General features: G+C 51.7%; 15 protein-coding genes. All 15 read right to left on the bottom strand.

Going from position 1 to position 13,487, the window contains the following annotated elements; all coding sequences use genetic code 11:
* Window positions 1-23: 23 nt before the first annotated feature.
* Complete coding sequence (gene adk / locus J0A66_RS06745; RefSeq protein ID WP_206573033.1) at window positions 24-668, bottom strand: adenylate kinase; 645 nt, start codon at window positions 666-668, stop codon at window positions 24-26.
* A gap of 239 nt (window positions 669-907) precedes the next feature.
* A complete protein-coding gene (gene htpG / locus J0A66_RS06740) occupies window positions 908-2,830 on the bottom strand; it encodes a molecular chaperone HtpG (RefSeq protein WP_206573032.1) in 1,923 nt (640 codons plus the stop codon).
* 147 nt (window positions 2,831-2,977) lie between these two features.
* The gene (gene recR, locus J0A66_RS06735) at window positions 2,978-3,577 is read right to left on the bottom strand and encodes a recombination mediator RecR (protein WP_206573031.1); all 600 of its coding nucleotides are present in this window, start codon (window positions 3,575-3,577) and stop codon (window positions 2,978-2,980) included.
* 43 nt (window positions 3,578-3,620) lie between these two features.
* Window positions 3,621-3,947: a YbaB/EbfC family nucleoid-associated protein gene (locus J0A66_RS06730; protein ID WP_206573030.1), complete on the bottom strand. Its 327-nt coding sequence runs from the start codon at window positions 3,945-3,947 to the stop codon at window positions 3,621-3,623.
* A 51-nt stretch (window positions 3,948-3,998) separates the two neighbouring features.
* Window positions 3,999-6,227, bottom strand: coding sequence for a DNA polymerase III subunit gamma/tau (gene dnaX, locus J0A66_RS06725; RefSeq protein ID WP_206573029.1), 2,229 nt, complete (start codon window positions 6,225-6,227; stop codon window positions 3,999-4,001).
* A 36-nt stretch (window positions 6,228-6,263) separates the two neighbouring features.
* A complete protein-coding gene (gene apt / locus J0A66_RS06720) occupies window positions 6,264-6,800 on the bottom strand; it encodes an adenine phosphoribosyltransferase (protein ID WP_206573028.1) in 537 nt (178 codons plus the stop codon).
* A 33-nt stretch (window positions 6,801-6,833) separates the two neighbouring features.
* The gene (locus tag J0A66_RS23565) at window positions 6,834-6,956 is read right to left on the bottom strand and encodes a hypothetical protein (RefSeq protein WP_277603529.1); all 123 of its coding nucleotides are present in this window, start codon (window positions 6,954-6,956) and stop codon (window positions 6,834-6,836) included.
* 69 nt (window positions 6,957-7,025) lie between these two features.
* A complete protein-coding gene (locus tag J0A66_RS06715) occupies window positions 7,026-7,769 on the bottom strand; it encodes an HvfC family RiPP maturation protein (RefSeq protein ID WP_206573027.1) in 744 nt (247 codons plus the stop codon).
* Entirely contained in the window at window positions 7,770-8,609 is an 840-nt protein-coding gene (locus tag J0A66_RS06710) for an HvfB family MNIO-type RiPP peptide maturase (RefSeq protein WP_206573026.1), read from the bottom strand.
* A 55-nt stretch (window positions 8,610-8,664) separates the two neighbouring features.
* On the bottom strand, window positions 8,665-9,072 hold the full coding sequence (locus J0A66_RS06705; protein ID WP_206573025.1) for an HvfA family oxazolone/thioamide-modified RiPP metallophore: 408 nt from the start codon (window positions 9,070-9,072) through the stop codon (window positions 8,665-8,667).
* Between the two features lie 234 nt (window positions 9,073-9,306).
* Entirely contained in the window at window positions 9,307-10,572 is a 1,266-nt protein-coding gene (locus J0A66_RS06700) for a tetratricopeptide repeat protein (RefSeq protein WP_206573303.1), read from the bottom strand.
* A gap of 5 nt (window positions 10,573-10,577) precedes the next feature.
* Window positions 10,578-11,192 carry an energy transducer TonB gene (locus J0A66_RS06695; RefSeq protein WP_206573024.1) on the bottom strand — a complete coding sequence of 205 codons (615 nt, stop codon included), beginning with the start codon at window positions 11,190-11,192 and terminating at the stop codon, window positions 10,578-10,580.
* A gap of 1 nt (window position 11,193) precedes the next feature.
* Window positions 11,194-11,595, bottom strand: coding sequence for an ExbD/TolR family protein (locus J0A66_RS06690; RefSeq protein ID WP_206573023.1), 402 nt, complete (start codon window positions 11,593-11,595; stop codon window positions 11,194-11,196).
* Window positions 11,596-11,607: 12 nt separating this feature from the next.
* Window positions 11,608-12,132 carry a MotA/TolQ/ExbB proton channel family protein gene (locus J0A66_RS06685; protein WP_206573022.1) on the bottom strand — a complete coding sequence of 175 codons (525 nt, stop codon included), beginning with the start codon at window positions 12,130-12,132 and terminating at the stop codon, window positions 11,608-11,610.
* 1 nt (window position 12,133) lies between these two features.
* Complete coding sequence (locus tag J0A66_RS06680) at window positions 12,134-13,486, bottom strand: MotA/TolQ/ExbB proton channel family protein (RefSeq protein WP_206573021.1); 1,353 nt, start codon at window positions 13,484-13,486, stop codon at window positions 12,134-12,136.
* Window position 13,487 lies beyond the last annotated feature (1 nt).

The following is a 13,487-nucleotide window of genomic DNA, read 5'->3' as shown; positions in this document are numbered from 1 at the left end:
GGGCTTTTTCGCAAGTTGTTAGGTCAGGCCAGCAGCGACGCCAGCTCCTGACTGACTTTCTCTACCGGCTGGGTACCGTCCACTTTATGGTACTGGCAGTTTCCCTGCCCGGCTTCATTTCGGTAATAGTCCACCAAAGGCTTAGTTTGCTCATGATAGATGGCCAGGCGCTTACGCACAGTTTCTTCCTTGTCATCATCACGGATAACCAGATCCTCACCCGTCTGGTCGTCTTTGCCTTCCACTTTGGGTGGATTGTACTGCACATGGTACACACGGCCGGATGCGGGATGAACTCTTCGGCCACCCATACGCTCAACAATGACATCGTCCGGCACATCAAACTCAATGACATGGTCCACCCGGATACCGTTTTCCTTCATGGCATCGGCCTGCGGAATAGTGCGGGGAAATCCATCCAACAGGAACCCTTTGGCACAATCAGGCTGAGCAATGCGCTCCTTGACCAGGCCAATAATGAGTTCATCAGAGACCAGCTTGCCCTCATCCATGACTTTCTTGGCGGCCAGCCCCAGTTCCGTGCCGGCTTTGATGGCGGCGCGCAGCATATCCCCCGTGGAAATCTGCGGGATACCGAACTTACCCATCAAAAACTGGGCCTGGGTGCCCTTCCCTGCTCCGGGAGCGCCAAGCAAAATAATGCGCATACCTGGTCCTCTTACTGAAACTTGATTGATTATCTGAATAAGCCCCGAACTTTACACATTAAGACAGGCTGATACAAGCTGCCTGCGCCCCAAAATGGCGCATCTTAGACCATGGTGTGACAAAGTTCAGTTTACTGATCGATAACGATACCTGGACCAATACTGAGTCCGGCAGCAGCACCGGCCGTTTTAAACCAAAACGGGCCCTCACGGGCCCGCATTGATCTCAGCAGCCAGTTTTACTTAACCAGCCCTATCAACAGGCCATTCAACCGGTTGACGAAACTGGCTGGGTCCTTCAGGCTACCCTGCTCAGTCAGCGCCGCCTGATCGAACAATACTTCAGCCAGCTGCGAGAACTTCTCTTCGTCCTGCATCTCAGCCAGCACCTGTACCAGGGCATGCTCCGGATTGAGCTCGAAATGATAGGTCATTTCCGGCACTTTCTGGCCGGCAGCCTGCATCAGCTTGAGCATCTGGGTACTCATGCCGAATTCGTCGGCCACCACACAGGCTGGGGAATCGATCAGACGATGACTGAGCTTGACCTCCTTCACTTTGTCACCCAACACCTTTTTGACCCGTTCGGTGAGCCCCTCCACCTTTTTCTCAGCTTCCTGCTGTGCCTGTTTAGTCTGCTCGTCCTCAAGCTCCCCCAGATCCAGCTCACCGCGGGTGATGGGCTGGAACGCTTTCTCTTTGTACTCGTTCAGATGTGACATCAGCCACTCATCAATCCGATCAGACATCAGCAGTACTTCAATGCCTTTCTTGCGGAAAATCTCCAGATGAGGGCTCGCCTTGGCGGCCTGATAGCTGTCTGCAGTGATAAAGTAAATCTTATCCTGACCTTCCTTCATGCGGCCAAGGTAGTCATCCAGGGACACCGTCTGCGCGGGGCTGTCTTCATGGGTGGAGGCAAAGCGCAGCAGGCCAGCAATCTTTTCCCGGTTGCTGAAGTCCTCTGCAGGCCCTTCCTTAAGCACATTACCGAACTCAGACCAGAAGTTCTGGTACTTGTCCTTGTCGTTACTGGCCAGGCGCTCAAGCATCTGCAGCACTTTTTTGGTGCAGGCCTGACGCATGGCCTGGGTCACCTTGTTGTCCTGCAGGATTTCGCGCGACACATTCAACGGTAGATCATTGGAGTCCAGCACCCCTTTGACAAAGCGCAGGTAGGTCGGCATGAACTGTTCGGCGTCATCCATGATAAAGACGCGCTGTACATAGAGTTTCAGTCCGTGTGACTGTTCCCGGTTCCACAGGTCAAAGGGAGCCTTGGCCGGTACGTACAACAGACTGGTGTACTCCGTCTTACCTTCTACCTTATTGTGTGACCAAAGTAAGGGATCCCCATAGTCATGGGAGATGTGCTTGTAGAACTCCTGGTATTCCTCGTCCGATACCTCTGATTTGTCTCTTGTCCACAGGGCCGTGGCCTTATTGATGGTCTCCCATTTGGCCGGCTCGGCAGGGATTTTTTCTCCGTCCGGACCGTCCCGCTCTGCAACTTCTTCCTTATACATCTGCACGGCAATACTGATGTGATCTGAATACTTACCGATAATGGAACGCAGACGCCAGTCGTCGAGGAACTCTTTTTCGTCCTCTTTCAGGTGCAGGATCACATCCGTACCACGGTTGCTTTTTTCAATGTCGGCGACGGTAAATTCCCCTTCTCCTTCACTCTGCCACTCGACTCCCCTTGAAGCCTCCTCACCGGCGGCGCGGGTGCGAACCGTCACCTTATCGGCAACAATAAACGCGGAGTAGAAACCCACTCCGAACTGACCGATCAACTGCGAATCACGGGCCTGATCCCCCGACAACTTGCTGAAAAACTCTGAGGTGCCTGATTTGGCGATGGTGCCGAGATGTTCGATAACATCATCCCGGGTCATGCCGATCCCGTTATCCGAGATCGTCAGAGTGCCGGCATCCTTGTCGACGGACAGCCTGACGCGTAAATCACCGTCATTCTCATAAAGACTGTCGTTGGACAGGGCTCTGAAACGCAGTTTGTCGGCTGCATCGGCGGCATTGGATACCAGCTCACGCAGAAAAATTTCCTTGTTGGAATACAAAGAATGGATCATCAACTGCAGCAGTTTTTTTACTTCAGTCTGAAAGCCATGGGTTTCTTTATGGGCAGCTTCAGCCATAAGCAGAAATCTCCTAGTACTATTTCAATTACTGCCCAAAGGGGCAGCAGATTCTATGGGGTTGCGAACTAGGAGATAGGGGCGCTTTGGCAAATTTCAACGGGGAGAATTCAGATGTCTGGATTAATGACTCTGACGGTTATCTGTCTAAAGCTCCCGTCGACCATTAAAGGCGTGCATCAAGGTCGAACCATCCAGGTATTCCAGCTCCCCCCCAACTGGCACGCCATGGGCGATTCGGCTTGCCTTAATCTGGCGACTGCGGCACATCTGCGCAATATAGTGGGCCGTCGCTTCCCCTTCCACCGTGGGGTTAGTGGCCAGGATCACCTCTTCAATGGGGTGCTCATCCAGCATTTCGGCCAGTCTGTCCAGGCCGATATCGTCCGGCCCAATACCGTCGATAGGAGACAGGTGTCCCATCAGTACAAAGTACAGTCCCTTGAATTCAGACGTTTGTTCCACCGCCATCACATCCTGGGGTGTCTCAACCACACAGAGCACACCGGTTTGCTGCCTGGCCGGGCTTGCGCAAATTTCACAAAGATCGGACTCGGTAAAATTGCGGCACTGACGGCAATGCTGCACATGCTCCATGGCATTGTGTAAGGCAGTCGCCAGTTCCAGGGCTCCCTGCCGGTTGCGTTCCAGCAAATGAAAGGTCATGCGCTGGGCGGTCTTCTGACCCACTCCAGGCAGATAGCGCAAGGTACGAATCAACTCACTGAGCAAAGGACTGAACTTCATAGACAGGACCATGGCAGACCCGGCAGTGTTGCCGGGCATAGGATTAGAAAGGCAGTTTGAATCCTGGCGGCAGTGGCATACCACCTGTGACACCGGCCATTTTTTCCTTGGAGGTTTCCTGAACTCTTCTCACAGCATCATTGATGGCTGCGGCAACCAGATCCTCAACCATCTCCTTGTCGTCTTCCATCAGGCTGGGATCGATCTCGACCCGACGCACGTTATGATTGCAGGTCATGGTGACTTTGACCAAACCTGCACCGGACTCTCCTGTCACTTCCAGGTCGGCCAGTTCCTGCTGGGCCTTCTGCATGCGATCCTGCATTTGCTGGGCTTGTTTCATGATATTGCCCATTCCACCTTTAAACATATTCACCTCTTTGACTCAACTGCGCCTGGGCGCGAAAACTAATAATAAAACTTATCTGGGTTCAATACTCTGGGAAATTACTGTCGCTGACAATTCCTTCCTTAGCAGACCAATGCCCTCATCCTGTTCGACTATTTGTTCTGCATAGGCCTGCCTGGCCTGCCGGATGGCAAAAGCCAGTGCAAAAGGGGTATTGACCGGCTCACCCAATGCAATATTCAATGTTACAGGGCGTTGCAAGCGCTGACTGAGACATTGCTCAAGCTGCATTCTGGCCGACTCAGACAGCAAGTGCTCTTTACTATGATGCAGAATCAGATGAACCTGATCGTCCTCTATCTGAAAACCGGTATGCAGAGCCAGTTGCTTGACCAGCCCATTGACCCCCATCTCCTCGACCAACTGGCTCCATTTGTCCAGTTGTCTGGCTTCCACTACCTTTTCCCCTGAGTCGAGAAATACCGGTATTGATCTGTCCACTTTCAGTACCCTGGGATCTTCTTCCTGATGCTCGTTGAGTATCTCATGGGTAGGCAGGTTCCCTGAGGAACCTCTTTCTGCACTGTCGGTAATAGGTTGTTGCACTGGATCCGGCAGCAGCGCGTTCGGTGCCGCTCCGCTCTGTCCGAGCACCTGAGGGAGTGCTGCCACCAGGGGGGGGGCTGTCTGTGGCAAGCTGTCCTGACTGGAAGAGACCTCGAAAGGGATATCGGAATCATCCCAGGGGGGCGGCTCATCTTCTGGCAGGCTTTGCACAACAGTATCTTCAGAGTCAGGTTGCTTCCCGGCAGTAGTGTCCGAGGCAGAGGCAGGTTGTGTCTTTGCGCTCACTTTTTGAGTGGTTAATTCTGACGCTATCGGGTTGGCGGGCTCAGTTATGTGCCGAGGTGAGACTTTTTGCTGCTCAGCCTCTGGGGTCACGCTTCTCAATTTTCTGCGTAAGGCCAGCAGGGATTCTGTTTTACTCAACTGTTCGCTTTTCAGCTCTGGCTCTGGCTCTGGCTCTGGCTCTGGCTCTGGCTCTGGCTCTGGCTCTGGCTCTGGCTCTGGCTCTGGCTCTGGCTCTGGCTCTGGCTCTTCAGCCTGGAAGTCAGGTACCGGTGAAGTCAACAAGGTTGTCGATTCCCCCAGTCCGGCCGACAAAGACAAAGCGGGCTCAGTTAATCGCCGGACGTCCTGCAGTGTTTTTTTTTCAGCCAGGGGTTGAAAGGCCAGCATACGTAACAGGGTCATTTCCAGTCCCACCCGCGCATCTGCGGCATAGGGCAAGTCCTTTCTACCCTGCAGGGCAATCTGGTAAAAAAGCTGAACCTGCTCAGGGGATACGGCTTTTGCCAACTGATATATCGCCTTGGCAGTCACTGTCTCCAGTTTGCAACTGTCTGGCACCAATTGGGTCAATGCCATCTGGTGCAACAGGCTTTGCAGCTCTGCCAGCAGTTGGCTGTAATCCGGTGCATCATGGGAAAGCAGCTCGACCTGCTCCATGACCGATTGGTTGTCGCCTTTAACCAGAGCATGCAATAACTTGAGGATCTGATTCTTATCCATCAGGCCAAGCATGTTGACCACGATTCTGACCGATACCTCGCCGTTTCCCTGGGCGATGGCCTGGTCCGTCAGACTCAGGGCATCACGCATGCTACCCTGAGCTGCTCTGGCCAACTGACCCAATGCTTCCTTCTCAAATGGCAGCTTTTCCTTCTCCAGGATAGTACTTAACTGCTGGGCAATCTGGCTGCGGGACAAGGCCTTCAGGTTGAACTGCAGGCAACGGGACAAAATAGTCACCGGCAGCTTCTGTGGATCCGTGGTGGCAAGGAGAAACTTTACATGGGGGGGCGGCTCTTCCAATGTCTTCAACAGTGCATTGAAACTGTGCTTAGACAACATGTGCACCTCGTCTATCAGGTAGACCTTGTACCGCCCGCGGGTTGGCCGGTACTGGACATTGTCCAGCAACTCCCGGGTGTCCTCCACTTTAGTGCGTGATGCAGCGTCAATCTCCAGCAGATCGACGAAGTTTCCTGCATCTATCTCCTGACAGGTGGAACAGGTTCCACAAGGACTGGCGCCCATCCCCTGTTCGCAATTAAGACTCTTGGAAAAAATCCTGGCGATGGTGGTCTTACCCACCCCACGAGTTCCCGTAAACAGATAAGCATGGTGAAGCCGGTTGTTGTCCAGGGCATTGGAAATGGCTGCCACGACATGCTCCTGCCCAACCAGTTGGGAGAAGTTTGCCGGGCGCCACTTACGGGCCAGTACTTGATAACTCACAAGCACGCCATGATATTTTTCGGGCCGGATTGCACGCTAATCCCCTTCGAATTCACACAAAGCGTGACAGGTAATACCCTGCTCCGTTAGCTTATCCGCACCACCCAAGTCGGGCAGATTCACCACAAAGGCCGCATGTTCCACCAGGCCACCCAATTGCCTGACCAGCGCGATCGTGGCCAGCATGGTGCCGCCGGTGGCAAGCAGATCATCCAGAAGAAGTATTTTTTCGCCCGAGTGGACCGCATCCTTATGGATCTCCAGCACATCTTCACCGTATTCAAGCTGATAACTCTGCCTGAGTACGGGACGGGGCAGTTTATTGAATTTTCTGATGGGAATAAAGCCACATCCCAGTGCCTTAGCCAGCGGCGCACCAAAAATAAAACCTCTGGCTTCTGTTCCGGCAATCTTGTCGAACTGGTGATGCCGGTAGTGCTCGGCGAGCATATCTATGCAGGTGCCAAAGGCCTTACTGTCCTGCATCAATGATGTCACATCCCGGAACTGTATCCCTGGCTTGGGGTAGTCGGCGACGGTGGTAATAACAGATTTAATATAATCGGCAGTCACGCTTGATCCTAGTTAATGTCAGGCGGGAGTCTGTCAGAGGTAGTAAACAAACCAACCGCAGATCACATGCAAAAGCGGCAGGGCGACCAGGGTAACCAGGGCTGCCAGCAAATATTTTACATTAAACGGATCTTGAAGTTGTTGGTCTTGTTGCATGGTAATTTTCTCGGATAGACAGGAGCGGCAAATCTTAATGCAAAGCGCTGCGGATTCCTAGTATGACCGTCAATCTGTGTGGGGATAAAGCACGCCCTTTTGTACAAACCACGCCACCGCCTCACGTAGGCCTTTCTCCACTTGATCCTTGTCCATCTGCGGCATAGCCTGTTGCATGTGTGCGACCAGTGACTGCAAATTCATTGGCTGCTGTTCAAGCAGGTTTATCAGATAAGCATTCACCTGCTCAATCTGATTAAACTGCACCCGGTCCTCTTCGTCCCGGTAGACGAGAAAGTAGTATGGCCCCGAAGGTGATGTTGGCTGGAATTCCCTGGAAATCCGGTGCACCGGATACTGATAGCTCAGGCTCCAGGCCAGTTCTGAAACGGCTAGAGGTAAGGTCTGCCAGTCCGTAGCTTTCTGGGGCGATTTGCTATCGCCCTGAGCTATGCTCAGGGCCAGTTCAACCCACTCGTAATGGGCTAGTTCAGCCATAAATACCGGATCTGGCCCAGACGGCTGGTATTCATTGGCCAAGAACTCAACAAACTCTTTACTGATATCGACAAAGTAAGGGGAGCGACAATGATGCGTACTGAAGAACTTACGACAGAGTTTATGCCATTCTCCTTTACCATACAGGCCACAAAGAACAGGAAATCCATTGCTCAGGAACCCACTTATATTGTTGAAAAAAAGTTCCCGGTAAACAGCCATACGACGGTCTTCGATATCTTCAGGAAGGGCCCGGCCATGAGGATCACGAATATGCCGGGTAAACGCCAATTGGACCGCTCTTAGTTGTGACATCTAAGCTATCATCCTCTTGCTGGAGGAGCACTCCTGCTGGATCTGGCGAATTCTTTGTACTTCCTGCAACAGCACTGGCATGGGCGGAATATTGAAATCCCGTTCCAACAACGTGGGAAAGACCCCATGCACCCCATAGGCAAATTCCAGCAACTGCCACACTGGCTCTATAACATCAGCTCCATGTGTATCAACGATCAGATCCTGTGCCTCGTTATAGTGTCCGGCGATATGGCCATAGGCTATACGGCTGGAAGGCATGGCCTTGATAAAGTCTTTGGCATCATATCCATGATTGACAGAATTCACATGAACATTATTGACGTCCAGCAGTAACTGGCAATCCGACTCATTAATAACGGCCAGGGTAAAGTCCAGTTCAGACAATTGCTGCCCGGGCGCGGCATAATAAGAGACATTTTCCAGAATCAGCGGACGCTCCAGGATATCCTGCACTTGCCGGATTCTCTGTACCACATAACTAACCGCCTCATCTGTGAAAGGAATAGGGAGCAAATCATACAGATGCCCTTCGGCGGAACAATAGCTCAGATGTTCGCTGTAGTGCTCAATGCCATGCAGATCCAGGAAGCCCTTTACCGCTTTGATAAACTCAATATCCAGAGGATCCGGGCTGCCGATGGACAGAGACAATCCATGGGTTTTGAAGGGATACTCAGACGTCAGTTGAGAAAATGCTTTCTGATAGCGCCCGCCCAGGGTCATCCAGTTTTCCGGTGCCACCTCCCAGAAATCTATCGGGACTCTTGAAACTGATTGAATCTCTTCAAGCATTTCACGCCTTAAACCCAGGCCGACTTTTTGTCTTTCGACTGACATAGCTATCCTCGTGAAAAATAAGGCCGGACGTGCCGGCCTTTACGGCTTGCTCAGGTCAGTGTGAGCCACCGCACTTACCTTCACCACACTTACCTTCTTTCTTGGCTTTATCCTCGCCGCATTTGCCTTCGCCACATTTACCTTCTTTCTTGGCTTTGTCGCCACCGCACTTACCTTCACCGCATTTGCCTTCGCCGCATTTGCCTTCGCCACACTTGCCTTCTTTCTTGGCTTTGTCTTCACCGCACTTGCCTTCACCACACTTGCCTTCTTTCTCGGCTTTTTTGTCTTCACCACACTTGCCTTCACCGGCTTTACCTTCAGAGGCAAACTGCATGTAACCCTGTTCCAGGGGCTGCACAGCAAAGGGGCTGGCGTCTGTCGCATAAGCCGCTCCCGACAGTGAGCCAATGACAACGGCACCTAAAGCAGTAGCAATACTGGTCTTCTTAACTTGTTTCATTGTGGAGTCCTACTTTTATGTTGGGTTATGGGAATAGGCCTTTTGGGCTTTCTCAAGAGCATAGACCAAGGCCCGCACTAATTTATTTCATTTTCCTTTGTCAGGGAAAATTTCGTCAAGCTGGGGAAAATACCCGACAAATGACGGACCTTAGTTAACAGAGCAACGACCCACAGAGGATTGAATAAAAATGCCGCCAATAAAAAAGCCCCTTCCGGGGCCTTTTAAAGGGTTTTAAATTTTAATACCGCGATTTTTCGCCTTTTCCTTAATATAGGGTTCCCAGCTTCTGGCACTGCGTGCCGTCGAGCTGTCATTCATGGCAAGCTTGACGTGTTTGTAAGCTTCCTTGAAATCCCCCTGATAGAAGTTGGCTTCCATCATGGCCATATGCAGCCTGCCTGCGTCTTTGGCATCCGTTACCTCAAGGGCCTTATCCAACGCAACCAGCGCGTTCTTGTAGTCCTCTGCAGCGAGCAGCAATGTGCCCTGCCTGCGGAAGTGATCCGGATCCTTACTCAGCGCAGCGGCCTGACCATAATAGTTGGCGGCTTTCTTGATTTCCTTTGCCTGGTGCCAGGTATTAGCCAATGAAGACAATGACTTGTCATCCCGCTTAATCAAACCTTCCTTCAGGTATTTCTCCTGGAGAACAGCAGCTTTGTAGGGGATCTCATTAGTTGCATACAACTGGGCCAAAGCCTTAATCTCTGATTCCTTTTTCAGGAATCCTTGATTATACGCAATCTCCAGAGTAGCAAGAGCTCTCTTGTAATCTTCGACCAGCATATAGAAGAAACCCAACTGTACCCACCACTGAGGCGTGTCAGGGAAGAGCTTAACCAACTCTTCCGCCACTTCAATGGTCTGGGGGTACATCTTACGCTCATAGAAAGAGGTCATCTTCAGAACATAAGGGTTCTTGTTGGGTTTTTCATACAAGGCAATGGCTTTGTTTGCCGGTTCGACAATCTTGGCCAATTGCTTGGTTTCATAATAAGCCTGTGCCATACGGACATAAATATCCGGGTCCTGCTTACAAGTGAAATCCAGCCACTTCTGATACCAGGTCAGCGCCGTCTCAAAGTTCTGCTCCTGCAGATTCAGGTCAGCGACCAACTTTAGGGTTGACGCATGCTCTGTGTCGTTCAATTGTTTGGCGTTGGCCGCACGGCTCAGATAGTCGAGGGCTTTCTTGGCCTCTCCTTCCTTGGCCGCCAGCAGGTTACCGATGAAACGGTCCGTGTAAGCCCGATCAAATTCATCTGAGGTATCGATGTCATACAACAACACCAGCGCCTCATCGACCTGATCATTACTGTAGGCTTCGAAGGCCTTCTGAATCTTCTTACCTACCCGTTCACTGGGAATGTTTGAAGGGGCCTGCTGATGGTTGGGACACACAACAGCAGGCGTCCCCTGCGCCATCACAGTTGAAGTGTAGGAACAGGCCAACAATGATGTCAGAGTGATAAACTTGGCGATTGGATTTTTCGTCATCTTCATTACGATTGCTCCAACTTAAAGTCCAGCTGAACCTTCATGTTAAACTGCTTAACCGGCTTGCCTTCCACTATCTTGGGCTTGTATTTCCAACGGCTGAGTGCACGACGTGCTTCACGGTCAAAAATACGCTTGGGTTCGGCATCGATGACTTCGATGTCTTCCACCCCACCCACTTCATTAATGGTAAAGGACAACCTCACCCAACCTTCTTTACCTTCACGAGCGGCTTCGATAGGGTACTTGGGCTCAATCCTGACTATAGGTGTAGCTTCACCATCACGCATCATGGCCCCGGGAGCACCGATATCCACTGACGCTCCCCCGACATCCACTGAAGGCACGTTAAAACTCATGCCGTCGGCGCTTGGATCGGCCTGATCAGGCTCCTGAGGCTCCAACTTTGGCGGTTGCTGCGGCGGTGGTGGCGGCGGCGGTGGCACTCTGGAGCGAGTCTGTGTTGACGAATCCGGTTCAGCCATGACGATATCGATCACCGGTGTCGGTTTCGATTCGTCTGCTGGCCGAGCAGAATTGGCAATCAATTCTGCCATCAGCACAAACAAGGCAAAGGTAATCGCCGCACCTATTAGTATTGAAACTATTAGACGAAGCATATTAATTATCCTTTGCTGCTACCGATATCTTATCAATGCCTGCAGCTTTGATCTGATCCATTACTTCAACCACGACACCATGTTTGGCTTCCACATCCGCCTGAACAATGACTACATCAGTAGGTTGTTCGGCCAGAAGCCTTTCGATGTTCGCACGGACACGTTCTACGTCAACCTGACGCTTGTCCATCCAGATATCGCCGTTTTCATTAATAGCGATAAAGATGTTGGCAGACTTCTGCTTGGTCGCCTGCTCGGCCTTAGGTTTATTTACTTCGATTCCTGCCTCTTTCACGAAGGAGGTGGTCACGATAAAGAAGATCAACATGATGAAGACGATGTCCAGCATCGGCGTCATGTCAATGGTAGCTTCTTCTTCTTCTGCACGATGTTTACGAGCCATATAATTCTCTCTTTAATGATGAGGCAAGCTGTCGACTAATTTCTCTTTGGAAATCTTAACCTTGGCTTCCAGGCGGGAACTGAAGAATACGCCTGACAGGGCCGCAACCATTCCGGCCATTGTCGGAATGGTCGCCATGGAGATACCGCCCGCCATCAGACGAGGGTTACCGGTCCCCTGTACAGCCATGACTTCAAAAACCGCAATCATGCCGGTTACCGTGCCCAGCAAGCCAATCAGGGGGCACATTGCAACCAAGGTTTTAATCAACAGCATTCTCTCACTGAGTTTGTCTGATGCCTGCGAAATCCATGCGTCACGGATTCTATGCGCATACCAGGAAGTGGTGTCTTTTCTGGCTTCCCAGTCGGCGATGATCTGTTTCATCGCCTTGGGGAAGACCGAAGACACATACCAATAGCGCTCAATCATCAATATCCACATGAGTAAGAGCGCAGCGGCGACCACATAGAGTACGTCACCGCCGGTAGCGATAAAATCCCTGACAGATTCCCATAATCCAATCAGGTATAACATATTAAGCCTTCTCCGCCTCAGCGTGAGCGGCGACGATACCCGCAGCCTGCTCATCCAGGATGTGCATAATGGACTTGCTACGACCTGCCACGATGCTGTGCAGAAGAATCAGCGGCAGTGCAGCGATAATACCTTGAGCCGTCGTTACCAGAGCCATTGAGATACTTCCAGCCATAACTTTCGGGTCACCGGTACCAAACAGGGTAATGGTCTGGAAGGTTGCAATCATACCGATAACCGTACCCAACAGACCCAGCAGAGGGGCGATGGCGGCGATAATCTTGATGATATTCACACCAGACTCAATGCTGGGCAGCTCACGCAGGATGGCTTCATCCAGCTTCAGCTCCAGGTTTTCAGCATCAGACTTCTTGTTCTCATTGTAAACCTGCAGGATACGGCCAAGCGGGTTGGAAGAAGAAGGGTTGGAAGTATTGTTAAGCTGAGACCGGATCTTGCCGCTCATCACAGTCAGCGTGATGATCTTGTACAGGGCAATCAGCACACCAATGATAAACAAGCCTGTGATCACATAACCAGGCAGGCCGCCGGCATGATAACGCTCCATCATGGTGGCTTTGGCAGTCAACAGGCTCAGGATAGCGCCCTGGGACGGGTCAACATAGAAAGGGGCAATGCCTGAAGTCTCGTTCCTGAAATCCATGGCTGCATCCAGCATATAGCTGTCAGGCTGACGTCCCAACGGCTGGACCTGCTGGTTTTCTGCGTTGTACAGCAAATAACCGTCCTGACCGATCAGGTTGAACGTACCTACGCGCACCACTTCCTGACGGCTTGAACCGCCATCCAAGCTGATAACATCAGTTTCAAAACGAGAAACCTTGCCGGACTCGGTCATTTCAGTCTGCAGGGCGAACCACAGTTCTTCCAGTTCCTGAATATTGGGCAGGCCCTTGGACTCGGAAGACATTTCTTCCAGGAAGGCGGCACGTCCGGGATACTCGGCACTGACGATGGAGCTGGAGATACGGCCATAAGCCTCACCCGATGCCTGACGAACCACACCGAACATTTCGCCCAGTGTACCTGTGGCGTTTTTCAGTTCCTGTTCTTTTTCAGCCAGCCTGACTTCATTGTCAGAATATTGCTTGGCCAAACGATCACCACGGTCCTGTTCGGCTTTCAGATCGGCCTGAGCCTTGCGCAGAAGAGCCTGCTTGTCGGCACGGGCAGAATTGAACTCTGCTTCACGTTGGGCATTGATACGCGCTTCGGATACGCGGTTCTTCTTAACTTGTTCCAGCAATTGATCCAGGCTGGTGGCAGCGTGGACAGGGGCAATACTGATAGCCAAACCAGCTGTCAGCAGTACAGATTTGAATAGTTTGTTCATT

It is taken from the genome of Bowmanella dokdonensis (assembly GCF_017254865.1).
GTDB classification, from domain to species: domain Bacteria; phylum Pseudomonadota; class Gammaproteobacteria; order Enterobacterales; family Alteromonadaceae; genus Bowmanella; species Bowmanella dokdonensis.
This window is presented reverse-complemented; position numbering and strand designations above follow the sequence as displayed.